Annotated in this window: 18 protein-coding genes; 16 read left to right on the top strand and 2 right to left on the bottom strand. The window is 60.5% G+C overall.

Annotated features, from left to right (window positions below; genetic code table 11):
- Nucleotides 1–1,092: relaxase/mobilization nuclease domain-containing protein (locus tag V8201_RS12530; protein WP_336545516.1), on the top strand; the 1,092-nt coding region annotated here is incomplete at its 5' end.
- 145 nt (nucleotides 1,093–1,237) lie between these two features.
- Here V8201_RS12530 and V8201_RS12525 read toward each other — a convergent pair.
- Together V8201_RS12525 and V8201_RS12520 are read right to left on the bottom strand one after the other, a co-directional pair.
- Nucleotides 1,238–8,413 carry an autotransporter outer membrane beta-barrel domain-containing protein gene (locus V8201_RS12525; RefSeq protein WP_336545515.1) on the bottom strand — a complete coding sequence of 2,392 codons (7,176 nt, stop codon included), beginning with the start codon at nucleotides 8,411–8,413 and terminating at the stop codon, nucleotides 1,238–1,240.
- A 143-nt stretch (nucleotides 8,414–8,556) separates the two neighbouring features.
- The gene (locus V8201_RS12520) at nucleotides 8,557–8,724 is read right to left on the bottom strand and encodes a hypothetical protein (protein ID WP_336545514.1); all 168 of its coding nucleotides are present in this window, start codon (nucleotides 8,722–8,724) and stop codon (nucleotides 8,557–8,559) included.
- Between the two features lie 348 nt (nucleotides 8,725–9,072).
- Here V8201_RS12520 and V8201_RS12515 point away from each other — a divergent pair, with 348 nt between their 5' ends.
- The 15 genes from V8201_RS12515 (at nucleotide 9,073) to V8201_RS12445 (ending at nucleotide 25,078) form a co-directional block, all read left to right on the top strand.
- On the top strand, nucleotides 9,073–9,843 hold the full coding sequence (locus V8201_RS12515) for a glycosyltransferase (protein ID WP_336545513.1): 771 nt from the start codon (nucleotides 9,073–9,075) through the stop codon (nucleotides 9,841–9,843).
- A 77-nt stretch (nucleotides 9,844–9,920) separates the two neighbouring features.
- Entirely contained in the window at nucleotides 9,921–11,255 is a 1,335-nt protein-coding gene (locus tag V8201_RS12510; RefSeq protein ID WP_336545512.1) for a sugar transferase, read from the top strand.
- Between the two features lie 123 nt (nucleotides 11,256–11,378).
- The gene (rfbC, locus tag V8201_RS12505; RefSeq protein ID WP_336545511.1) at nucleotides 11,379–11,945 is read left to right on the top strand and encodes a dTDP-4-dehydrorhamnose 3,5-epimerase; all 567 of its coding nucleotides are present in this window, start codon (nucleotides 11,379–11,381) and stop codon (nucleotides 11,943–11,945) included.
- Between the two features lie 11 nt (nucleotides 11,946–11,956).
- On the top strand, nucleotides 11,957–13,009 hold the full coding sequence (rfbB, locus tag V8201_RS12500; RefSeq protein ID WP_336545510.1) for a dTDP-glucose 4,6-dehydratase: 1,053 nt from the start codon (nucleotides 11,957–11,959) through the stop codon (nucleotides 13,007–13,009).
- Between the two features lie 39 nt (nucleotides 13,010–13,048).
- Nucleotides 13,049–13,951: a dTDP-4-dehydrorhamnose reductase gene (rfbD, locus tag V8201_RS12495; RefSeq protein WP_336545509.1), complete on the top strand. Its 903-nt coding sequence runs from the start codon at nucleotides 13,049–13,051 to the stop codon at nucleotides 13,949–13,951.
- Entirely contained in the window at nucleotides 13,948–14,817 is an 870-nt protein-coding gene (rfbA, locus tag V8201_RS12490) for a glucose-1-phosphate thymidylyltransferase RfbA (protein WP_336545508.1), read from the top strand. Before rfbD ends, rfbA begins: the two co-directional genes overlap by 4 nt.
- Before the next feature lie 222 nt (nucleotides 14,818–15,039).
- Nucleotides 15,040–16,485, top strand: coding sequence for a glycosyl hydrolase family 28-related protein (locus tag V8201_RS12485; protein WP_336545507.1), 1,446 nt, complete (start codon nucleotides 15,040–15,042; stop codon nucleotides 16,483–16,485).
- 207 nt (nucleotides 16,486–16,692) lie between these two features.
- Nucleotides 16,693–18,045 carry an oligosaccharide flippase family protein gene (locus V8201_RS12480; protein ID WP_336545506.1) on the top strand — a complete coding sequence of 451 codons (1,353 nt, stop codon included), beginning with the start codon at nucleotides 16,693–16,695 and terminating at the stop codon, nucleotides 18,043–18,045.
- A gap of 122 nt (nucleotides 18,046–18,167) precedes the next feature.
- The gene (locus tag V8201_RS12475) at nucleotides 18,168–18,611 is read left to right on the top strand and encodes a DapH/DapD/GlmU-related protein (protein ID WP_336545505.1); all 444 of its coding nucleotides are present in this window, start codon (nucleotides 18,168–18,170) and stop codon (nucleotides 18,609–18,611) included.
- A gap of 4 nt (nucleotides 18,612–18,615) precedes the next feature.
- The gene (locus tag V8201_RS12470; protein WP_336545504.1) at nucleotides 18,616–19,236 is read left to right on the top strand and encodes a class I SAM-dependent methyltransferase; all 621 of its coding nucleotides are present in this window, start codon (nucleotides 18,616–18,618) and stop codon (nucleotides 19,234–19,236) included.
- Nucleotides 19,199–20,455, top strand: a complete 1,257-nt coding sequence (locus V8201_RS12465) for a glycosyltransferase (protein ID WP_336545503.1) — start codon at nucleotides 19,199–19,201, stop codon at nucleotides 20,453–20,455. The genes V8201_RS12470 and V8201_RS12465 overlap by 38 nt, the downstream gene beginning before the upstream one ends.
- Before the next feature lie 10 nt (nucleotides 20,456–20,465).
- Complete coding sequence (locus V8201_RS12460) at nucleotides 20,466–21,785, top strand: glycosyltransferase family protein (protein WP_336545502.1); 1,320 nt, start codon at nucleotides 20,466–20,468, stop codon at nucleotides 21,783–21,785.
- The gene (locus tag V8201_RS12455; protein ID WP_336545501.1) at nucleotides 21,785–22,936 is read left to right on the top strand and encodes an EpsG family protein; all 1,152 of its coding nucleotides are present in this window, start codon (nucleotides 21,785–21,787) and stop codon (nucleotides 22,934–22,936) included. Before V8201_RS12460 ends, V8201_RS12455 begins: the two co-directional genes overlap by 1 nt.
- 97 nt (nucleotides 22,937–23,033) lie before the next feature.
- The gene (locus tag V8201_RS12450; protein WP_336545500.1) at nucleotides 23,034–24,023 is read left to right on the top strand and encodes a glycosyltransferase family protein; all 990 of its coding nucleotides are present in this window, start codon (nucleotides 23,034–23,036) and stop codon (nucleotides 24,021–24,023) included.
- Nucleotides 24,024–24,025: 2 nt separating this feature from the next.
- On the top strand, nucleotides 24,026–25,078 hold the full coding sequence (locus V8201_RS12445) for a glycosyltransferase family protein (RefSeq protein ID WP_336545499.1): 1,053 nt from the start codon (nucleotides 24,026–24,028) through the stop codon (nucleotides 25,076–25,078).
- Nucleotides 25,079–25,136: the final 58 nt, after the last annotated feature.

Here is a 25,136-nt window from a genome sequence, read left to right as displayed (position 1 = left end):
CTGCACGTCGATCGCGATCATCCGCACGTCCATCTGACGGTCGCGCGGCGCGATTACGACGGCCGCCGGTTCAATCCCGATCGCGACGATCTGCTGCGGTATCGCCAGCGTTTCGCGCAGAAGCTGCGCGACCGCGGCATCGAGGCGAACGCGACGCCGGTGCAGGCGCGCGGCGTCGATGCGACGCACGAACCGATCGCGGCGCGCAAGATTCGCGAGCAGGGCGCGGTGCCGCGGATCGACCGTAACCGGGCCGATCGTGCGCGGCGGCTGCACGAAACGGGGGGCGCCGATCCTACCGAAACCGCGCTCGCGAAACGACAGGCGGTCGTGCGCGACACGTTCCAGCGCTCGATCGATGAGCTGCTGACGTCGTCGTCGTTTGTCGATCAGGTCAAGGCGCAAACCTTGCGCAAGTTTGTCGCGGCGATGCCCGAGCCGGTGCCAAGTTTACGGACGTTGCCGGGTAACCCTGCGATCGTATCGGCCACACACGACCACGGGCAGGGTGCCACGCCGGCCGATCCGATCGCCGAGGCGCTCGCCCGGACACAGGCGACGAATGTCCGCATTGCTGCCAGACGCGCCGGTCTGCCATCGCACGCTATCGATCCCGCCAACCCGATCGCCGCTGCGCTCGCCCGGATGGAAGCCGCGACGGCGAGGATAGCGGAACGGCGTGCGCAGGAAGCCAGCGCTGCCGATCCGGTCGTGCTGGCACTGGCACGACTGGAAGCGGCAAGAGCCGAAATCGAAAAGAGGCACCAAAAGGCCAGCGATGCGGCGGATCCGCTGACAGCTACGCTGGCCAGAATCAATAAGGCTGCCGAAGCATTGGCGGCGCGAGGGCGGGATGCGAGCGCGGCCGGAACCCCGGGTTGCGATCGGCCGGCGGATCGCACTGCCGCCGAGCGACCGGAGCAGATGCGGGCGCCCGATGAGCCGGAACGCCGGCCCATGCCGACATATTCGACTGACAGTGTCGATGCGTTCGTGCGTCAGACCCTCGAGCGTGTCCGAGCGCTGGAGCAGGAACGCTATCGGATGCTGCAGCGCGACCGGTCGCAGGACAGGAGCGGGCCTCGCCGATAACGTTCGATCCAGCCTGGGCGGTAGCGGGCGATTGCCGCCCGCTACCGTTGCTCGACGCCGTACGATCTAGTCGGCAGCGTGCGCACAGGTAGCGCGCTTCGATTGGACGATGCGGTCCCCGTACAAGGGAACCGCATCCGTCCGATCAGAACCGCAGCCGCACCCCGGTGCTGATGCTCTCCTGATGATCGTCGCGACCGGTCTGCGACGAGACGGTGCTGAACAGGTCGAGCCCGGTGGTCAGGCGGTAGGCGAGGCCCGCCGCGGCGGTACCGACCAGATCGGCGCGCGCCGCCCCCAGCGCGGTGAGGCCGAGGCCGCCGCCTGCATAGCCGGCGAGCGCATCGGTCCGGTTGCCCTTGAACTGGTAGCGCACCCCCAGGGAGACGAACGGCCGCAGCGGCGCCTCCGAGACATCGCTGCGTGCGAAGGTCAGCCCGGCGTCGGCGAAGCCGGCGACGTGACGGTCGCGCGCGACGCTGAGCGCAAAGACGCTGCCGGTCTCGGTGAGCGCGGCGCGGGTGGTGCGGACCAGCGTCAGCCCGGCGCGGGGCCGCAGCGTCCAGTCGGTCGACAGGCCAAGGTCGTAGCTCAGCGACAGGTCGCTGACCCAGCTGTGCAGACCGTAGCTCGCGCTCGCGCTGCCCGCGCCGGGCAGGGCGCGCGTGCTATGCGCGGTGCCGCCGTCGTAGAGGATCGCGGCGGTGACGCCGGGCCCGCCGGGGACGGCATAGCGCGCCTCGAGCCCGGCGACCGCGCCGTCGAGCTTGGTGCGCGCAGCGAGCGCGTCGATCTGCTGGCGGTCGTTGAGATAGCCGGCGAAGACGCCGACGCTCCACGTCGCATCGCCGATGCCGATGCCGCCGAGGAAGCCGTAGCTCTGGCTCCGCGTCGCCGCGGTCCCCGCCGCGGCGTCCGCGCCGAGCCGGTGCCAGCCGCCGAGCATCTGCGCGAAGGTGAAGGGACGGACGTCCTCGCTGCCGGTGGCCAGGCCCGGCCCGCGCGCGGTCGCGGCGAGCGCGAGCGCGTTGTCGACGCCGATCTGGCTCGCCGAGGCATAGGTCTCGGGGGTGAGGCGGGCGAAGGCGGCGGCATCGGACGTGCCGTTGGCGGTGAGCAGCGCGGGCAGCGCCGCGAACAGCGCGCTGTCCGCCGGCTGCGCGACGATCGCGCGGTTGGCGTAGGCGATGCTGCGGCTGATCTGCGCGTTGGTGCCGGCGGGATCGAGGAACTGGCCGAGCAGCTGGATGCGGTCGCCGCGCTGGACGATGAAGCCGAACAGGCTGTCGGGCTTGAGGATCGTCGCATAGCTGCCGGTGATGCCGCCGCTCGCGGTGATCAGGTCGTAGCTGGTGCCGGGGCGCAATGTCCCGCTCGGTGCAAGCTGCAGCGTCGCGCCCGACGCGATCGTCACCGCGCCGTTGACGACGAGCTTGTCGTAGACGGTCGGGGTGATCTCGAACAGCGACAGCGATCCCGACTGGAGCGCGACATTGCCGTTGACGGTCATCGTCCCCGGCGACGCGCCGGGGCTGAGGATGCCGGCGACGGTGACATTGCCGTTGACCGTGCCCGCCGAGCCGAAGGTCGCACCGGGCCGGATCAGGAACTGGTCCGCCGACAGCGTCGAGCCCGCCAGCCCGACCAGTCGACCACCCGACATGTCGACAGTACCGAGCGCGGCATTGCCGGAGACGGTGGCGAAGCCGTCGCTCATCGACAGCGCGGCAACCTGCGCGATGCTGCCGAAAGCGACCGGCGCCGCGGCATTGCCGCCCGAGATCGCGATCGTGTTGCGGCCGGCACCGCCGTCGACCGATCCGGCGAAGCGGCCGGCGATGGTCAGGCGGTTGTCGTCGTCGCCGAAGCGGAGCTGGCCGGTGGTCAGCGCCGCATTGGCGAGCACGGTCAGGTTGCCGGTGCCGCCGACCCGGTCGAACGCATAGGTGCCGGCGAGCGACAGCGTGCCGCTGCCCTCGGTGGTCAGCGTCGCGAAGCCGGTCAGCGCATTGGTCAGCGTCCGGTCGCCGGCGAGGGCGACGGTCGCGCTGCCCTGGCCGCCGCCCGCGACGCTGCCGACCAAGGTGCCGCCCGCGGCGAGGCGGAAGCGGGTTTTGCCGGTGCCGAGGTCGATGACGCCGGCGAGCGTGCCGCCGTCGGCGACGGTGAGCTGCGTATCGGCGGTGGTGAAGGCGAGGGGGGCTGCGGCGCTGCCGAGCATCCCCGCGACGGTCAGCGCGCCACCGGTCAGCGCGACGCGCTCGAACCCGGTCGCGCTGCCGACCAATGTCACCGGCGCGGCCGCGGTGAAGGCGAGCGTGTCGGTGCCGCTGCCGCCGTCGTAGCGGCCCATCGCGACCGACGTGCCGAGCGCGAGGGTGTCGTCGCCGCCACCCAGCGCGACGCGGGCGATGTCGCCGTCGACGCGCAGCGTCTCGGCGGCATCCGATCCGGTGACGCCGGCGATGCGATAGCCGGCGAGCGTCAGGTCGGCGTTGGCACCGTTCAGCGCGAGGCTGGTGAAATCCTGGTCGAGCGTCAGGCGCAGCGTGCCGGTGCCGCCGACCGCGAGCCGTTCGAAGCCGGTGCGCGCGCCGATGCCGCTGCGGTCGCCGGCGAGGACGACCGAGTAGAGATCGTCGCCGGTGCCGCCGTCGACCACCCCGGTGACGCGGCTGTTCGGCCCTTCGACGAAGGTGTCGTTGCCCGCGCCGAGCGCGACCGCGCCGAGGATGGTGCCGTTGTTGATCACCGTCTCGTCGGCGCTGCTGCCGGTCAGCGCGACCGGGCCGCTGGTCGCGAGCGTATCGCCCGCGGCGACGGTGATGGTGCCGCCGACCAGGCCGATCGTGTCGAAGCCGAAGCTGCCGAGATAGTTGACGTTGCCCTGACCGGTCTGGCTGAGGCCCTCGAACCGGACGAATTGCGCGGCGTTGATCGTGCCGCCGCCGGTCGCATCGACGATCAGCATGTCGGTGCCGTCGCCGCCGTCGACCGTGCCGGTCAGCGTCGCATTGGCCTGCTGGAGGAAGATGTCGTCGCCGGCGCCGAGGACGACGTCGCCGGTGATCGTGCCGCGATTCTCGATCCGGTCGTTGCCGCCGCCGAGACCGATCGAGCCGATGATCGTGCCGGTGTTGACGATGCGGTTGTCGGCGTCGCCGACGGTCTGGATCGCGCCGGCGAGGCGGTCGCTGCCGAGGTGGTAGGACAGGTAGTCGTTGCCGGCGAGCGCGGTGCCGTTGCTGCCGCGGATCGTGCCGGCGTTGGTGAGGTCGAGTGCGCCGCGACCCATGATCGCGGCCGACAGCGTACCGGTCGCCTCGATCGTACCGGTCGCGGTGTTGGTGATCGCGGCGATGTCGCCGGCGTTGACGGCGTAGCGGACCGCGACCGCCGGGGTGCTGCCGTAGACCGGCGCGGCGCCGGCATAGGGATCGGCGGGCAGCGGGCTGCCGCCGCCATTGGCCTGGATCGTGCCGCTGTTGGTCAGCGTGACGCTCTGCTCGCCGGGTAGGTAACCGACTGCGCTCAATGCGACCGCATGGCCGCCGATTGCATCGGTTGCGATCGTGCCGCTGTTGTTGAGCAGCACGGTCGCGACGCCATTGATGGCGTAATTGCCTGCCGACAGCGTCACCCCGTTGCCGCCGACGGTGATCGTCCCGCTGTTGCTCATCGCCAGCGCGATCGGGGCGGGGGGAGACGTCGTCGTCACCGGCCGGGGATAATAATAATAGTAAGGGTCGTAATACGGCCAATAGGCCTCGACCGCGGCATAGACGCCTCCGCCGGTGATTGTGCCGCTGTTGGTGATGGTCGTCGATTGCGTTCCGGTCAGATAGATCGTGCTGCCGCTGCCGCTGTTGCTGATCGTGCCGGTGTTGACGAAGGTCGGCGTCGCATAGAGCGACAGCGCCTGCCCCCTGAACGTCGTCGTGCCAAGCATGCCGCTGTTGGTGAACGCGCCGACGCCGCCGTAGAAGCCGCCGGCGATCGTGCCGCTGTTGGTGAAGGCGGCGAGTTGCGCGTCGGTATGGGTCGGATCCTGGGAGGTGGCGTAATAATTGCCGGTCGAGACCGACCCGTTCAGCGTCGCACTGTTGACGATCGTGCCATCGCCGGAAATCCGCACCTCACCGTCGAACGGTGCTGCAGCGCCGATCGTGACGAGGGTATCGGCGCCCAGTGCGCGCACGCCTTCATATTCGAAATTGATCGCCGTAAGCGAGCCTAGCGCCACCGTGCCGCTGGTCGAACGGGCATGGATATAGGTGTCGGAGCCGGCGCCGCCATCGATCGTGCCGCTGACCCCGCCGACATCCTCCACCGCGACAAACAGATCATCGCCACCGCCGAAGCGCAGGTCGCCGGTGATCGTGCCGCCGTCGGCGACATAGACCGCCGAGTTCCAGGCGCGGCCGCCGTTGGGCGAGTAACCGAGATCGACCGTGCCGGTGATCGTACCGGCATTGCGGAGCGTGCCGCCGCCCATCTGGATCGCCTGCCCGGCACCGCCGCTGATCGTACCGCCGGCAAGGTTGGTGACGGTGAGGCCGTAGGAGGAATAGCTATAGGCGCCCAGACCGATCGCGATACTGCCCGAGCTGGCGAGGCGGCCCGAATTGACGATGGCGCCGACATAATAGTTGCTGAGCTCCACCGCCGTGCCGGCGACGTCGATCGTGCCGCTGTTGGTAAGATTGGTGACGCCGCTGATCCCAGCCGCAACCCGACCGCCGCTGGCCTGCACGATCGAGCCGCTGTTGATGACGTCCCGTCCGCTCGAAATGCCGGTTGCGCCGTCGAGTGTGATCGTGCCGCTGTTGGTGACGGTCTTGCCACCGGCGATCGCGGTCATCCGGCTGTATGCCGTCAATGCGCGATCGACGACGGTGATCGTGCCGGCGTTGGTAAAGACGTCGTTCTCGCCAAGTACCACCGCGGCATAGGGATAGCTGTTGGAGTCTGAACGGTCGAGCGTCAGCGCGCCGCGGCTGGTGATGGTAAGCCCGTTCGTCGCCGGCCGGATCTCGCCGGGCGCGATTTGCAGCGAGCCGACCTGAATCACCGGCTGGCTGGTGGCGGTAATCGTCGCGTCGAGATCAACGATGCCTCGGCCGGCGAGCGTCAGCGGCGCCGTGTAGAGGGCAGGGGCACTCTGTGCGGCGCTGCCGCTCAACGTCAGCGTTGCGTTGTCATAGAGGTCGTAACCGACACCGGCGAAGCCGGCGGGAAGGGTGAGGTCGGCATTGGTGTCGGTGCGGACGCGATAGCGCAGCTGTGCATCCGTCGCCGTGACCGTGCCGGTGATGCCAGCGATCCGCCCGCCGCTGCTGCCGGCGAGTTCGGCGATCAGTACGTCGCTCGCTCCGAGCGTCAGATTGCCGTTCACTACGCCGCCCGCCAGCGCGTAGAAGCGGTTGGCACTGTAGCTGCCGTTGGACGCCCTGCCGATCAGGCGCACGTCGCCGTTGATCGTGCCGGCGTTGATGACCGTCGCGTTCCATAGCCCGGTCACTGTCCCGGCGACGCCGCCATTGATCGTGCCGCCGGCACGATTGTCGAGCACGCCGTCATAATCGACCAGCACGCCGGTGCCGGGGGAGGTGATCGTCCCGGTGTTGGCGAAGAAGGAACTGATTCGCGCGCCGGCGACCTTGCCTTCGATCAGGCCGCTGTTGGTCCGGATTGTGCTGGCCGTGCCACGCAGGTTCACGCCGGTGCCGCCGGTCGAGCGGATCGTGCCGGCATTGGCAAACCCCGTACCGAACAGTGAGACACCGGTGTTGACCGCGGTGATCGTGCCGGTTGCGGTGTTGACGAACTGGCCCGAGGGCTCACCTGACACACCGTTGTTCGCAGCGACGATCGTGCCGCTGTTCTCGAACCGTGCCGCATACAGACCGAGGGCGACCGCAACGTCCGTACCAGTGCCGCCGGTGGTGGTGATCGTGGCGGCATTGATGAAGATCGGCGCATTGCCGTAATCATAGGCGCCGATCTGCACCGCTTGCGTCGTACCAGTCAGTGTGGTGCGGTTGACTACCGTACCGTAGCCGCTGGTCGTCAGCAGCCCAGGCCCGGCGAAGCCGTCGGCGATCGTCGCGGTGACCTTGGCATCGGGCGCCAGAGTGAATCGTTCGAAATTGGTCGGCAGCGTGATCGTGCCGGCGACGGTCGCATCGGCCGTGAAACGGACCCGTACCGTATCGGTACCGGCACCGCCGTTGATCGGGCCGGTGATGCCGGTGACCAGCCCATTGTTCCAGCCGGCGACGAGTGTGTCGTCGCCCGCACCGAAGGTGACTGAGCCGTTGATCGTGCCCGCGTGTGAATCAATCGTGCTGGTGCCGGTATAACTCGGACTGGCGGCGGTAACGACGTTGCCGGTGATCGTGCCGGCATTGGTCAGCGTCAGCGTGGTGCCGGCGCTGATCGCTGTCGCGGTGGCGCTGGCGATTCGCCCGCCTGCGGCGTTGGTAAGCGTCAGGACGTTGCCAGCGACCGCGGCGCCGGTACCCGTGTTGCTGATCGTCCCGCTGTTGGTGAACGTTGCAGTCCACGCCAGGTTGGCGAGTGTCGCGGCGCTGCCCGCGGCGGTGATCGTGCCGCTATTGGTAAGCGTGCCGTAGGATTCGAATACACCGCCCCAATCAATCGCGCTGTGCGTGCCGCCGTCGATCGTCCCGGCGTTGTTGAGGGCGGTGACCGTGCCGCTGATCGCGCCGATCGTTCCGGTCGCGCGGTTGGTGATCACGAATTTGCCAAAGCCCGGCGTCGCCGCGAGCAGGGCGATGCCGCTACTGCCGGTCAGCGTGCCGCTGTTGTCGATAGTCGCAATGGGGCTGCCGAAGACGTAGCCTGAGCCGTTGCTGCGCCCGAGCAGAAGCGCATTGCTGCCGGTAACGCTTCCCCCTTGCGCGACGGTGAGCTTCAGGTTGGCGTCGTTATAGCCGTAGCCGCCTGCCGGTGTCTGCCACACCAGGCTGACCCCCGGCTGGGCGCCGCCATCGACCGTCCCGGCGACGGTCACGCTGACGGCGCTGCCGTAGCTGGTCGAAGGCAGCGTCACCGCGATCCCCGGCCGGCCGCCACCCTGGACCGTCGCGCCTGCGGAAACGTCGACCGTGGTGCCATAGGTGGTGACGACCAGCCCGTCGCTGTCGGTGCCGGTGCAGCTGGTGACGATATTCGTTTGGGTAGGATCGGGCGCGCATTGTGCGAACGCGGGCGGGGCCGCGACCATTGCCAGCGCCATGCCGCTCGTCTGCAGCGCACGCGCACGCACCCGCCGCGTCGACGTCATCGTCCCGATCATTCTAGAACCCCCCGGTGTTCGACGGATTGACTAAAGAGCGAGATGAAGATTGTCCAGCCGATATGCGCAGCGTGGCGCACTCGACCTTTAATTTAATGACACACATCCCGGCATGCAACGCTGTTCGGCAATAAACTATGTTTTCAAGTAAATGATATTTTCGCCTGCTTCAACGCCACAGGTGAAATTCCTGCCCGTACGTATTTTGTTTGATTAATAATCTGAACACCCAGACGGCACTGAGCAGTAAAAATGGGCGTGTTCGGTTCGCCGATGGTGAGTGCCAGCATCACATGGTCGGTATCGATCAAGCTCGGCAATGATGGCTCCTCCATTGGCGTAAAGCATCTTGTCACAAAACGGCAGGGGGGCTTGCAAATCTGTGACAGGGCTGGAGGCTGGCGTTACCCGGTTGAGTGGCATATGGCGCCCCAAAATCTGATTTGAAAAAGGCGGTAGACGTACCATTCGTTGCATGGATCAGCCTATCAGCCATATCATTTTGGGAGCTGTTCGTCCGATCGTGGCGAGCGCCAATGCAAGAGCTATGCGATCATCGCATGTAAGCATAATCTGTCGATTGATATCGACATCGTAGACTGGGTTTTCGTCTGACAATGGCTAGGCTAACGGTTTCCTTCGTCCTGTTCCGGACGCCCGTGGATGAAATAGGTCGGGCGGTAGCCCAAGTTCAAGAATCCTTTGCCGATGCCAGCATCATACTGGTCGATAATAGCCCAGAAGTAAGTAATATACCAATATTCAATAATAACCAAGTAAAAGTTATTAGATCTGGTGCTAACATTGGATACGGCAGTGGTCATAATCTTGCTTTCGCGGAAAGTCAGGAAAGCGATTATCATGCGGTACTTAATACAGACTTGACCTACGGGTCTCAAGTATTGCCAGCATTGCTGAAGTTCATGGATGCGCGGCCGGATGTCGGGTTGGTCATGCCACGGGTCTGTTATCCTGATGGGTCGATTCAGCATCTGTGTCGTCTGCTGCCGCATCCTCTCGACGTATTCGGACGCGGTTTTATGGCAGGTACGCGTTGGGTTGAAAGGCGTAATGACGCCTACGAATTTAGAGACTGGGACTATGCCAGCGAAAAAGAGTTTCCGTTTTTGTCCGGATGTTTCATGGTGTTGCGTCGTTCCGTTGTCGCAGAAGTTGGCGGATTTGATGAGCGGTTCTTTATGTATGGGGAAGATGTTGATTTATCGCGTCGTATAAACCGGCGGCATAGGACGATATTCTTTCCACATGTTACCGTTTATCACGAATATAGAAGTCAAAGCGGTGGTTTTCGTCGAAAAATTAGCAAAATTATAAATTTATCGCGTTATTTTAATAAATGGGGTTGGATAAAAGATAGAGAACGAGACCAAGTAAATACTTGGACTATTGACCATGTTTTTAAAAAATAGTATCTATATTTCGAATAGTTGGGTAGCGGCCGTGGGCGCCTCACTGATTGTATGCCGTAATCCATTTCACATTCTAAGTGAATGCAGTAATCGGCGATCTGTTCCGTGTTTATTATTCCTTCAGCATGGCTGCGTGGAGTGTCATGATAACGCCTCGTCTTCGTCGTCTACCTACGTCTCGGCCGCCGCGCTTTCAGTTGTCAGGGGCGCTGCTCTTTGCAGGAGTGTTGCCTTATCTCATTCGCCTGCTTACGTTTGAAAGCGGCGCAAACGTCGAGCTCCACACGCAAACTTTGGGTATTGTATGTTTGTCAACGTGCCTTGGCTACTGGTTTATTCGTAACTTTGTTACTTATCCTGGAGTTGAAAAAACTGGGTACATCCTAACATCTTTTTTTATTGCTTACGGTATATTTGCATTTTTGCTAATTATTGGACGTATAGAATATAGTAGATTCATGCTATTCTGCGGAATGATCATGAGTATTGTATGGTTCTACTTTGTGAGCGCGTACGGAGCTCGCAGATACTCGTTCTGCGTCGGTTTGGCGCCTTTCGGGGACAATGCCCCGATGCCGGATGCCGTCGGCATATCGTGGAGGAGACTTAACGAACCCGGTCCGCTTCCCCCCGAAATCGACGCTGTATCTGCCGATCTTCGTGTTGATATGCCCGATGAATGGGAGCGGGCGCTGGCGGACTATGCTCTTAGCGGCATTCCAGTTTATCATACAAAGCATCTGCGTGAATCTCTGAGTGGGCAGGTCGACCTTGAACATATTTCTGAAAACAACTTCGGATCTTTGTCTCCTGTTTCGGCATATATGACGGTCAAGCATGGCTTCGACAGGGTTTTGGCATTGCTTGGGCTCGTTATGATTGCCCCGGTCATGGTGTTATGCTGTATATTTGTTAAGATGGATTCACCGGGACCCGCGTTGTTTCGCCAGCGACGGATCGGATACCAAGGTAAGCCGTTCACCGTTTTTAAGCTGCGGACCATGACCGTACGTACGCTCGGGCAGGACGATCGCAGCGCTGCGATGACCAAAGACGATGACGTCAGAGTGACGCGTATCGGTCGTTTCCTGCGCACCTCTCGCTTGGATGAGGTTCCGCAGCTCATCAACGTCCTGCTTGGCCAGATGAGTTGGATCGGACCCCGCCCCGAGGCAGAGGTGTTGAGCAAATGGTATGAAAACGAAATTCCGTTCTATCGATACCGTCATATTGTTCGCCCGGGTATAACTGGATGGGCGCAAGTAAATCAAGGGCATGTTACTGATATTACTGATGTAAAAACCAAACTTAACTTTGATTTTTACTATATTAGTAATTTGTCGGTTTCGCTAGACTTGTTGATTGTGGCTAAGACGATCAGAACGATGGTAACCGGCTTTGGCGCTCGCTAGTGATAGTGGTGTCGGTCAAACGGCGCTGCCCGCTTAAATCGTTACGGGGTAAGGGAATGTCGCTTGCTGCACACGGCTCCGATTATTGCTGAAAACTCAAGTCCTCTCTAATCGAGGTGTCATATGCAAGCTTCCCCCGTCCAACTCATCCACCCGAAGCGCTTCGGTGACAGCCGCGGCTGGTTCACCGAGGTCTACTCGGTCCCCGCCTTCGCCAAGCTCGGCATCACCTGCACCTTCGTGCAGGACAACCACTCGCTCTCCGTCCCCGCTCACACCCTCCGCGGCCTCCACTTCCAGACCCCGCCGCGCGGGCAGGACAAGCTCGTCCGTTGCATCCGCGGCCGGATTTTCGACGTCGCGGTCGACGTGCGGCGTGGCTCGCCCACCTACGGCCAGTGGGTCGGCGCCGAGCTAAGCGCCGAGAATGGCCACCAGCTCTTCATCCCGATCGGCTTCGCGCACGGCTTCGTCACGCTCGAGCCCGATTGCGAGGTGACCTACAAATGTTCGGACACCTATGCGCCCGAGGCGGACGGCGGCATCCGCTGGGACAGCGTCGGCATCGACTGGCCGCTCCCCGCCGGCGTCACCCCCGAGCTCAGCGACAAGGACAAGGTCCAGCCGGCACTCGCTGACTTCGACAGCCCCTTCCCCTATGACGGCCGGCCGCTCGCCCCCCTCGCCTGAAGGACCCAGACATGCGCATCTTCGTCACCGGCGGGGCCGGCTTCATCGGCTCGGCACTCGTCCGTCACCTGATCGAGAACACCGCCCATGAGGTGCTCAACTTCGACAAGCTGACCTATGCCGGCACGCTGTCGACGGTTGAGCGTGTCGCGAACAGCAACCGCTACCGCTTCGTCCAGGGCGACATCTGCGATGCGGAGGCGGTCCGGGCCGCGATCGCCGAGTTCAAGCCCGAGATCGTCACCCATCTCGCCGCGGAAAGCCATGTCGACCGTTCGATCGACGGCCCCGGCGCCTTCGTCCAGACCAATGTCGTCGGCACCTATACGATGCTCGCCGAGGCGCGCGCCTATTGGCAGACGCTCGACGAGGCGGCGCGTGCGGCGTTCCGCTTCCACCATATCTCGACCGACGAGGTCTATGGCAGCCTCGGCGACACCGGCCTGTTCACCGAAGACACGCCTTATGATCCGCGCTCGCCCTATTCGGCGTCGAAGGCGGGATCGGACCATCTCGTCCAGGCCTGGGGCCATACCTATGGCCTGCCGGTGCTGATCACCAATTGCTCGAACAATTACGGCCCCTACCACTTCCCCGAGAAGCTGATCCCGCTGATGATCGCCAAGGCGCTCGCCGGCGAGCCGCTGCCGGTCTACGGCAAGGGCGATCAGGTGCGCGACTGGCTCTATGTCGAGGATCACGTCCGCGCGCTGCAGGCGGTGTTCGAGCGCGGCGCGGTCGGCCGCACCTACAATGTCGGCGGCCATAACGAGAAGCAGAACATCGAGGTGGTGCACACGCTCTGCGCGATCCTCGACCGGCTGCGCCCGCGTACCGACGGCCGCTCCTATGCGACCCAGATCACCTCGGTCGCCGACCGGCCCGGCCACGACAAACGCTATGCGATCGACGCCAGCCGGATCAACGACGAGCTCGGCTGGCGCCCGCAGGAGACGTTCGAGACCGGCATCGAGAAGACGATCCGCTGGTATCTCGACAATGAAGCCTGGTGGCGGCCTTTGGTCGCCGCCAAGGCCTCCGAACGCCGCGGCATCGCGGCCTGATATGTCGAGCCTTCGACCTGTCGACATGGCGGTGCGGCGATGACCCGCGCCGTCCTCGTCACCGGCGGCAACGGCCAGCTCGGCCGCGAGCTCGCGCGTCATGCCTGGCCGGATGGCTGGCAGGCGGTCGCGCTGGGCCGGGACGCGCTCGATCTCGGCGATCCCGCCGCGCTCGCCGCGGCCATCGCCGCGGGGCATGACGGCCGGCCCTGGGCGGCGGTGATCAACGCTGCGGCCTATACCGCGGTCGACAAGGCGGAGAGCGACGTCGTCACCGCCTGGACGATCAATGCGCTCGCCCCCGCCGCGCTGGCCGCCGCCTGCGCCGCGGCGGCGATCCCGCTCGTCCAGGTCTCGACCGATTATGTCTTCGCCGGCGACCGGCAGGGCGCGTGGCAGGTCGACGATCCGGTCGGCCCGCTCGGCGTCTATGGCGCGTCGAAACTGGGCGGCGAGCTCGCGGTGCGTACCGCCGGCGGGCGTAGCGCGATCGTCCGCACCGCCTGGGTGGTATCGGCGGGCGGCGCCAATTTCGTCAGGACGATGCTCCGCCTCGCGGCCGACCGCGACCAATTGCGCGTCGTCGCCGACCAGCAGGGCAGCCCGACCAGCGCGGCCGATCTCGCAGCCGCGCTCGCGACCATTGCGATGCGGCTCGCCGACGATCCGCACGCGCCGACCGGCACCTTCCACTTCAGCAACGCCGGCGCGACCGACTGGGCCGGTTTCGCCCGCGAGATCTTCCGGCAGAGCGCCACGCGCGGCGGCCCGAGCGCCGCGGTCGAGGGGATCGCGACCAGCGATTATCCCACCCCGGCGCGGCGCCCGGCCAACTCGCTGCTCAGCCATGACGCCATCCGTACCGCTTATGGCATCGACCCGCGGCCGTGGGATGCGGCGCTGGCGGACATTCTCGACGAACTGATCGGAGTACCCCAATGAAGGGCATCATTCTCGCCGGGGGTTCGGGCACCCGGCTCCATCCGGCGACGCTGGCGGTCAACAAGCAGCTGCTGCCGGTCTACGACAAGCCGATGATCTATTATCCGCTGTCGGTGCTGATGCTCGCCGGCATCCGCGACGTGTTGATCATCTCGAGCCCAGACTATCTCGACAATTACCGCCGGCTGTTCGATGACGGCTCGCCGTTCGGGCTGCGCATCGACTATGCCGAACAGCCGAGCCCCGACGGCCTCGCGCAGGCGTTCACGATCGGCGCCGACTTCATCGGTGATGACAATGTCGCGCTGGTGCTCGGCGACAATATCTTCTTCGGTGCGCATCTCACAGATCTGCTGGCCAGCGCCGTCGCGAGGCCAACGGGCGCCACGGTGTTCAGTTACCGCGTCGAGGATCCCGAGCGCTATGGTGTGGTCGAGTTCGGCGAAGGCGGCAAGGCCATCAGCCTCGAGGAAAAGCCCGCGCAGCCCAAATCGAACCATGCGGTGACCGGCCTCTATTTCTACGACAATCGCGTCGTCCAATATGCCCGCGACCTCAAGCCTTCGGCGCGTGGCGAGCTCGAGATCACCGATCTCAACCGGCTCTACATGGAGGCGGGCGACCTCTACGTCGAACAGATGGGCCGCGGCTATGCCTGGCTCGACACCGGCACCCACGACAGCCTGCTCGAGGCGTCGGAGTTCGTGCGCACCTTGCAGCACCGCCAGGGCATCCAGATCGCCTGTCTGGAAGAGATCGCCTATGAGCAAGGCTTCATCTCTGCCGATCAGGCGCGCGAAGCCGGTGAGCGCTTCAAAAAGACCGCTTACGGTCGTGCAATTCTGAAGGCGGTGGAGGGGCGTTAAGTCATTCTGCCCCGGCCATCCCGCCAGCGTGATGAGCCCTCCGCAATCAAGGGGTGGATGACGGGGTCTGCAAAGCCGGCAAATTTTGGTGCGGGTGGGCGCGAACGAGAAGCAAGGATGTCGAGCAGGCATAGCGGGCACGAAATCCGTCCTCGTTGATGTTGCAATGTCTTTGCGATCGCTTTAGATTTTTGGGACTACCGCACAATGAATAGACGAGACATGATGGTCGGCGCATCTGTTGTCGCCACTGGTTTGTCCGCGTCGGCCCTGAGGTACAATGCCACCGACTTCGGGGTGCTAGGCGATGGGGTTGCCGACGATGCGCCGGCCATTCAGAAGGCACTGGATCATGCCGGGCGCCTGGGCGGGGGCGTCGTCTTTCTGTCACAGCCTAAAGTTCATTATCGCCTGACGAAGGGATTGAAACTTCCCTCCTACGTCACGCTCGAGGGACCGGCGCCGGTTCACTATCCCTATAATGCAGGTAATAAGGGCGCTTGCGCGCTGGTCGCTGATTTTATCGATCACCGTGCGTGGATGGTAGAGGCCGCGACGACCGAACGAGGGGTGGCTTTCGCCTACGACAAATTGCTTGGCGAACTACCCCAAGGCGTGACTTATAATTGTGGTGTGAAAAACATTCTTTTGACTTCTAAGGGAGTGGTACCGTTCGGCGGCATCCGGATGCACGGTTGCCCTGGCTCGTTTGTCGAAGAGGTTTGCATCGATCGCGTCGGCTGCGGTTTGCTGGTCAACTATAGTTTCTGCGGGTCGTATCGGGTGATGACGAACGCGTTGTATTACGGCGTAGTCGCGTGGGACGATGCCAATGCGAACATATTTGCGGTGCATTGCATGCACTCGCCGCCTTGGCCAGTCAAGGTGCCGTCTGAATATCAGCTATCCTTTATGACGCAGATGAAAGATCATTTTGATACGACGCTGAATCTGTCGACCAAGGATCATGTCGACAGGCCATACGGCATTTTGTGCGGATCCATCGCTTCGACGTCGATCGGTAACGTTTTCGATGCGACGGTGGAGCAATTTCCTGGCGGAATATTTTTGTACAACGCCTATTCGACCGATATCCGTCAATGCTATCTAGAAGGAAATCGCGACAAGATGGTTTGCGGACTGGTGGCATCGCGATCTCGCTTTTCGGTGCAGGCTTTTCACGCCTATCTCTCCGGTACTGGTGCCGTGTTTGATTTTGGCATTGACGTGCTCGGAAAAATATTTGGTAGCGGCATCGTCCACGCTGCAACCTTTGGCAAGCCTCCGCGCGACGATGGTGCTTCCCTCTTGCTGCTTGAGGGTATTCCGCTGTCGACGCCCGGGGCACCGATCCAACGCGGCATTCGATACATGACCAACGAGACATCCTGGCTTCCACTGACATTGAAACCCAATTGGCGGGCCTCAGCGGACGAGGCGCCGGCAGTGCGCTTTGATCCCTGGTCGCAGCGCGTTGAATTCAAGGGCGCGGTGCAGGGGGTGGGCGACAGCGTCGGCTTTGTACTGCCGCCGCAATGCCGGCCGCCGGGATTGCGGGTGTATAAGGTTCCTGGCGGGCAGGTCGCGATCCGCGCCGACGGCGTGGCGCGCGTTTCCGCCGATGAGGGGAGCGTGAGCTTGGATGGCATTAGCTTTTCACGATGGTAACGTAAGGATTTTCAGCCGCCATGTTGCGAAGCTGCTGAGTGTTTATCGTCGTGTCCCGGGATATGGTGGTTTTCCGCGGCGGACACCCGGCCGTTGGTCCGTAAAACTTGACCATTCGGGGGTGAATTGGATTAAGCGGCCAAGGCACGATGACGGGTCGGGCAATATGTGCCGATGTCCCGGGCGCTCTAGGGTGAAGGTCAGACGGTGAGCAGGGACGATCTTCCATCAGGCGCGCTACCCGACGATAGCCGCACCGTGCAGCCGCACCCCAGTGGCGGATCATTCGTTCAGATCGGGGCATTGATCGTTCGCTTCCGTACGCACTTCGCGAATCTCACCGCCTTTACGATCATCCAGGCTGCGTCCTATTTGATCCCGGTCGTCACGATCCCTTATTTCGCCCGCACCCTGGGCATCGCTGGAATGGGGCAACTGGCGATTGCCGGCGCGGTCGCACTCGCGGCAGGCGTGCTGATGGATTATGCGATCCAGTTGTCCGGAACGCGCTTTGCCGCGAGTCATATCGATGATCATGTCGCGATCGGCCGCTACCTCAACACCACGACCATCGTGAAACTCGTCATTTTGACGCCTATCTTCCTAGGTCTTTGCCTCTCGGCATTCGTCTTCCAGCAGGTGGCGTCACATTTTTGGGTCTTCTTCTGGTCGCTTCTATCAGCAGTCATGCTGTGCCTGTTCCCGCAATGGCTGTTTCAGGGCATGTTGATCATGCCATTGGCTGCGCGACTCATCGTCACGTGCCGTGTGGGCGCTGCCGTTCTAGCGATGCTGATGGTTCGAGCGCCGGAGGACGCCTTTATAGTACCGGCAACCCAAGCGGTGGCGGGCGCGGTGACCCTGTTGGCCGCTGCGAGAATGCTCAAGCGCCGTTACGACATTACGATGACGAGATCATCATCTGCCGAGGTCAAGGCGCTGTTCGCCGAGAACTGGACACTATTTTCTGCGACGGCTTGGGGCGCGGTCTACGCGCATGGTGGCGTAATTATTATGAGCACCATGCTTTCTGCCACAAGCATCGGCTTCTATAGCATCGCACAGAAGATATCCCAGGCATTCGTGTCGATGTTCAACGTCGCAGCGCAGACGGGTTTCCCCACGTTCGTCCGCTCACATACCCGAGCTCCCGGAAAGCTGGGGGCCCAAGTGCGCCTGTACATCGCGGCCGTGGCAGTGGCCGCAGCCCTCGCGTTGCTGATGATGTTTGCGCTGCGGGAGCATATTTACATGTTCTTCTCAGGGCGGCACAGCGACGTTGGCATCGTGATCTTTTCCATCTGGCTCACTGCGTCCTTCTTCACCATCATTAGCGTCTCGCTGAACCCGGTGATGATCGTGTTGCGCCTCGATTCATCGATGGCGGTCGTCTACCGGCTTGCAGGGTTAAGCTTTCTAGCCGCGGCACCGATTGCATGCATCTATTTCGGTGTCGTCGGCATGGCCTCAACGATGTTGGTCACCGAAGCCGCCATGGCTTTTTTCTGCGCGATTAGCGTCTTGGGTGGGCTGAATCGCACCAAGCTGGCGGTGAAATGATGCGCACGCTGTCGACTAGGCTAAGTCATTGGCTCGATGCCTCGTGGAGCCGGCTGCGCCGCTGGATGAGTTTGCGGCCGCGAGTGACAGGCCGCATCAAGTTGCGTGGCCGGACAGACGGGATGGCGATCCACCCCAGTTTCCGTTGTGACGGCGACCTATGGCTCGGCGTCCACTCGGATTTTGGTGCAATCACGATTGAGGAGGGGGTTTCCGCTTCGGGGCCGTTGGTTGTGACGGCAATCCAGCCTCTTCGCATCGGTGCGGGAACGCTGTTCGGCCCCAACGTGCTCGTCACGGATCATTATCATGGAGACCTCCGCGACCCTGCGCATTGTGCATTGCCACCGTCGCTGCGGCCGCTTCATGCGCCCGGCCCCATCGAGATCGGCAATCGGGTGCAATTGGGCGCTAACGTCGTCATTCTCAGCCCCGCCAGCATCGGCGACGACGCGGTGGTGGCGGCAAATGCCGTCGTCAAGGGCGATATTCCAGCCCGGTCTGTCTATACCGGCATCGGTTCGCTCGCCCGACCAATTTCAGGGATGGGCTTGGATGGAGAATAATCAGATGCAGGACGGCTATTATGATCATTCACGGCCGGAGGCTCTCGACCTGCTGCCAACTTGCCCGTCCAGGATACTCGACATTGGTTGCGGTCGTGGCGGCGTTACCCGGGCGCTAAAGGTCCGCTGCCCCCAGGCGCGGAGCGTCGGCCTCGATCTTTTCCTCGATCCGGCCAACGATTATGCTGCTATATTCGATGATTTCGCCCAGATTGATCTCGAGCGCGATGCCCTGCCGGTCGATGTGAGCACATTCGATCTCGTCCTCCTACTCGACGTGCTGGAGCATCTGCGCGATCCGGAAACGCTGCTGACGCAATTAGCAGATGCCGCGAAGGAAGGGTGCTACTTTTTGGTATCGCTGCCGAACTTTCATTATTATTCGAATTTGCTGACGATCGTGCGGAGCGGGCGTTTCCCCTATGACGATGCCGGCATCCTCGACAGGACGCATGTGCGGTTCTTTGGGCTCGAAGATGCTAAGGAAATGTTAAGCAAACGCTTGCAGATCGTTCGAATGATTGCTTTCAATCCTTTCGAAAATTTAAAATCCCGCATAATCGGTAAAATACTAGGCGACCGTTATCGTGCCTATCAGAATATTTTCCTTTGTAGGAAGATTTGATGTGTCCGGTAAATTAATACTTTATTATAATGATTTAGAATTCTCGCCGTCGGATGCCTTCTTAACACGGGATTTTGGGCAGGTGCCGTTCGTATTGGCGGAAAAGCACGGCCTTGATCTTGAATATTGGATCTCTGCGATGGATCCGAATCCGGGATATAATCGCTTTCGTGGCAAGATCGTCCGACAATATGCCAAGGCGCTACGCGGATTGCCGAAGCGTCTCGACTTCTTAAAAAATCTAAAGTTATACCGAGACATTGCGGGGTTGAATGGCCTCACGCACCTCGTGTTGTTCCCCTTCACGCCCGTTACCGACTATGTCGTGGCAAGGGCTGCAAAAAGGCGCCGAGATACGGTAAAACTCGTCGTAAAATTAGATGCCAATGCCGAGTTTCTTCGATCGGTAGAAGCCGATTGGGAGCGTCATGGCGGACGCTGGAACCGCAGGCTACGGCAGGCGCATTATTATCGCGAATTGCTGGCAATGGCAGACGTTGTCATCTGCGAAACGACTGTCTGCGAAGATATCCTGCGGGCGAATTTCCTTGGTCTGCAACTCGGCCACAAGCTTGCGAAGACGTTCAGTGGCGTCAGCGAAACTTGGCTTGCGTCACTTGGTGTTCCCGCAGCTCCGGTGGAGCCGCGTCGATCGTCAATCGTTGTCTCGGGAAGGCTTTCGATCTGGGTCAAATATACGAGCCTGATCTTTGAAGCTGGGCCGCCACCCCCCGGATGGACCATCGAGTTCGTGGGGGAAATAGATGAGACGATGGCGGGGACGATAGCCACCTACCGGGCGGACGATCCGCATTTCGACGAGCGATACCGGTTTCACGGGGTGATCACCGACAAGCGGGCTTATTATGACGTGCTGATGCGCAGCCGGGCACTACTGATGAACTCACGCGGGCCCGAAGGCTTTCCGAACGTATATGCGGACGCGCATTTCAGTGGTCTGTTCATCGTCACCAGTGATATCGCAAGTTCGATTGATGCGACCGACGGCGGTCGCTGGGGGATCATATATGCGCGCGAGGACGCCGCAGCATTGCGCGCGGCATTTGATGCCCTGCCAAGACGGATTGCGGCATTCGAAAACGCCTCGGACGCGAGGTCGTATCGGAACGCTTTCATCTGGGAGCATTCGTTGGACCAGCCCGCCATCCGTCGCATCTTCGCCAACGGTGCCGTCCCCCTGAGCCAGACGAGAAAGTAACGCGACAAACATGTCTTCACTCATCTTTACGATCTGCGCCAGAAATTATGTTGGCTTGGCCGAGGTCCTTGGAAAATCGGTTGCTAAACATGGTGCCAACATCGATTTCCGTATCTACGTTGCCGACGAGATCGGCTCCGATATGGCGGCAAACGACGCGATTATCTCCGCACCCGCTGCGCTTGAACCGTTCATTGATGCGGTCGAGTTTGCCAACATGGCTTTCATGTACAACATCACGGAATTTTGCACCGCATTGAAAGCGGCATGCTTCATGCATGCGTTTGCGGATGGTTACGATAAATGCGTGTATATGGATCCGGATACATTCCTGACCGCGGACGTCGAGCATATATTGCGCGAATTGGATAGCAGCGCAATTTTAATCACGCCGCATCTCTGCGTGCCGTCGGAAACCGAAGGTCCGCGGGCGGATCGCGGTATCTTGGCAACCGGTGTCTACAATCTGGGCTTTCTCGGTCTGCGATCCGATCCCGAGACGACGCAGTTCTTGGTATGGTGGCATGCTCGGTTGCAGCGTCAAGCTTTTAACGACCATTACAATGCGCTGTATACTGATCAACGCTGGATTGATTTTGTACCAGCCCTGTTTTCTTCAGGGGCGGTCAAAGTCTGGCGCCATCTCGGCTGCAACGTGGCGCCATGGAATTACCATGAACGCAAAATTGTCGCTCGCGACGGTACGTTCTGCGTAACGCCACGTGCATCCGCAACTGACGATGAAAATGCTGTTCCTCTCGTATTCTTGCATTTTTCGGGATTTGATTTCAAGAAGATCATTGATGGCGAATTCTCTCAATTAAACCTAAGTGATGTCGAGGATCATCCGGATCTTCGGCCTGTCTATGCAGCTTATGCAGAGGCGATCAGCGAACGTGCAAATGAGATGGCGCGCTACCTCTCAATCCCTTATGGGTTCGAACGGTTTGCGGACGATACGCAAATTCTACCAAGCCATCGCCGCTTATTTCGTGTCTGGCTGGAGCGGCACGGGTTCGCAGCAGACCCTTTCGGCGTTGGAGTGGGCAGCTTCTATGCGGCGTTGGTGACGCGAGGGCTGCTGGGCAAATCTCCCGGTGCCGATCTGGCAATGGACAAGGCAACCACTCGGTCGGTGGCCAATGCCGACCGCTTGCTCGAGCGCGCGCATACGGGCTTGCGTCTTTTGTTCCGCATGGTTGGGCGGTCCCGCTTCTTCTTCTTCGTGCGCAGTCTCAATCGGTTAGCGCATATAGAGCAGCATTATGATACGTTCCGCCTAGACCAAGCTAATATCGTGTCCATTAACGCTAAATCGAATGTAGTCTGATGCTGACGAGCATTGATATAATATTCGATGAAGGTCGAATCTATCTTATAATCTACGCCTGTCTCGCTATGGCTATGATTATCGAGCTTTTTTACGAAAACGAGATACTAGCCAAGTGGATGGCGAGGGCTGGTGCCCTCACGATTATCCTACTCATCGGCTTGCGATGGGAGACGGGTACCGACTGGTTTCCTTACTACAAAATTTTCTATACATCCGACTCTAGTTCTGACTATGAGTCAGTGGTGTTCGGAATTGACTATGGATACATAATATTTAATAAGTTAGTTTATCTATTTAGCCGAGAATACACGGTATTCTTGATGATAGATGCAATCGTTGCGGTAGGAGCCGTATATGTATTTATAGAACGTAGCACAAAGCTACCTTGTATGGGTATTTTTTTGTTCTACGCTTCTTACGGAATGACCCATTTTATGGGTAGCAATCGTCGTATGATTGCGATAGGATTTACTTGTGTCGGATTTTTATTCCTGGCGCGGCCGCGACGTCTTAGCCAGGGATGGCCGCGATGGGTGGTGCCCTTTGGATTGGCGGCGCTGATGCATCGCACGTCTGTGGCGGCGCTACCAGGCCTGATTGTGAGTGAAAAAGCCTGGCGGGCGCCCACGGTCATCTTCATACTTGTGATGAGCTTGGCGCTGGGAATTACTGGCATTTCGTTCAGCTTGCTTGAAGGGCTGGCTAATGCCTTGTCCCAATACGCCGGACTCTCGGTCGTCTCCAAGCTGGTCTTCTACACCTCCGGTGATGCGCAATATGATGCAAATACAGACTTTGCGCGGCAAGCTATTCTCGGTGCCTTGAAGCGGGGATCGGTCATCGCCATTCTTGTCATGTATATGAAATATGCAAAGCCAAGTCCATATGTGCAAAAGCTGTATAATATTTATATAGCGGGTTGTGCTATTTACTTTTCTATGATTGCCGCACCAATTTTTCAGATCATAAGCACCTACTATTCCATTGTTGAAATAGTTTTAATGCCTTTAGTTTTCTATGATCTAAAATCTCTAAAAGTCCCTTATACCCTTTATCTTTTGGTATTTGCACTAGCGCTACTGCTAAGCTCACTAACGCCGTATCTGGAGCTGTACGTACCCTATCATTCCGTATATTCAGTGTATTGATGTTAAAGAAAAGGCAAAGTTTTTTGCCTTTTGGGCTTTAGCACTACGACTGTTCTATGCAAAGAAAACTTCTTTGGTCGAACCTTGAAGAGACAATATGATTGTCGTGAACATGTGGTTCATCAGGCACAGCAATGGGCTGTTCCACTACGGTCTTGATTACACGGAGGCGCTTGGCGCCTCGGTGAGGGAGATTTGGGTTAGAGCAGAAACGTTGGCGCAAACCGTATTGGCCAGAATCCCAACGGCAAAAGTCCGGGTTCTCACTAGGAAGCAGCTTTTGGCGGAGATGATTCGCGCGCATCGGCAGGAAGAACTCGTCTTTACGCCGAGTGCCCATCCTGTGGCGTTCATGCGGCGTCAAGTCGTCGTAGTACATGACAGCTTTCCGTTCACGGGACGAACCGGTGCGATCAAGTTGGCGCTCTTTCGTATGGCGCTCACGCTTTCAAGAAGCGCCGTGGCTTATATCAATCGGTCAGATGGCCTCCGCTTCCTGAAACGGTGCGGCGTAGAGGAAGCTCGCATGCGCTATCTGCCAAACCATGTGGGTGGTCCAGTTCCTGCTCCGCCAAGCGGTGTAGTGACCATTGGGCGGCAGATCGTGGTGGGGCTGTTCGGTTCGGATTCTTCAAAGAAAAACTATGATGCACTTTTCGCAGCTGTTCGGGCCGGGAGACAGGGATCATCGGTCTCGTGGCGAATTTTCGGTCATCACAATGCTTATACGGAACGGCTGCGTGCTGCCTATCCCGAGCTGGCGATCGAAGTCGTTGGCAGCGACAGTCTGTCGATGCCCGCATTCATCCGTTCAATCGACATTGCTGTTTCCGTTGCAGAAGGGGAAGGCTTTGCTCGGCCCGTTGCTCTGGCCCTGATGAGTGGATGTCCGACCTTTCTGCTCGACACTCCCGTCTTTCGGGAATTCTATACGGGCTCGGCGGAGATGTTCGAAACACCTGCGGCGTTGGTGGCGGCGCTCGCCGCCTTGCGGCCAGGGCAGGAAATGGATCGACCGCAGCTTGCTTGCGAGTATGAGTTAAGGCGTGACTTTTACGCTGGCGTCGCTTGGCTGGAGACCTGCTAGCCATGTCGAATACGACCGAACAACGGATACTCATAGTGTCGGGAGCCTATCCTCCGGATATATGCGGCGTTGGCGACTATACGGCGCGGCTGATGGAAGCAGCTCAGTCAAACTGGCAACTATTCGTTGAGCGCGACTGGTCTTTGAGTGCCCTACCGCGAATAGTTTGGCGATTGTTTGCTTTGAAACCGACCGACATCGTCATTCAATATCCAACGCAGGGATATGGTTGGAGCCTGGTGCCGCATATCCTGATCATGATCGGATGGATTACGCGGCGCTATCGATCGGTGCTAGCTCTCCATGAGTTCACGTCACTGTCACGTAAGGCACAGATTGCTTTGGCGGTGGCGTCCCACTTTTCGGTGAGCATCATTTTCACCACCGAAGTGGAGCGGGATCGGGCGAGGGCGTTCAAGTGGTTTTCGTCGAAGGTGCCGACCTCCGTGATCGGCATCCTGAGCAATATCCCCCGGGCGCAGAGCCAGCCGAACTTTGTCGGGCGTTCGATCGACGTCGCGTATTTCGGGCATATCCGGCCGAACAAAGGGCTGGAGGATTTCCTCGATGTCATCGCCGTGATGCGGACTGCGGTGCCCTTGGCGCATATCGCAATCATAGGAGAAATTCCGAAGGGCTACGAAGCTTTCGGTGCGATGGTGGCAGATCGTTGCGCTGCGATCGGCGTCACGTTGACTCTGGGGCTGGATGATGAGGCGGTGGCCTGGCAGCTTGCGGACACCAAGATTCTGTATCTGCCGTTCAGGGACGGGGTATCGGCACGCCGCGGCAGCGTCCTGGCGGGATTGAGCAATGGCGCGATCGTCGCCACCCGGATCGGTGAGGCAACGCCGACGTCGCTGCGTCCCGCAGTTATTGCCTGCGATGGCACATCCGAGGATGTGATGATTTTGCGCAATGCGCTGGCAATGTCATCCGACCAGGCGGCAATCCTGCAACGCGAGGGGCACCTTTACATCACGCAAACGCTCCCACAGGACTGGGTGCATGTCGCCGCGCTGTACCAAGAAACCATTGCCAAGGCGATTAACTGACGAACGTTCTTGCCGAACTGGCCCGACCGCTCTTGTTGCGCCGTGGATCAGGACCTAA

The organism is Sphingomonas kyungheensis (assembly GCF_037120395.1).
Classification (GTDB): domain Bacteria; phylum Pseudomonadota; class Alphaproteobacteria; order Sphingomonadales; family Sphingomonadaceae; genus Sphingomonas; species Sphingomonas kyungheensis.
This window is presented reverse-complemented; position numbering and strand designations above follow the sequence as displayed.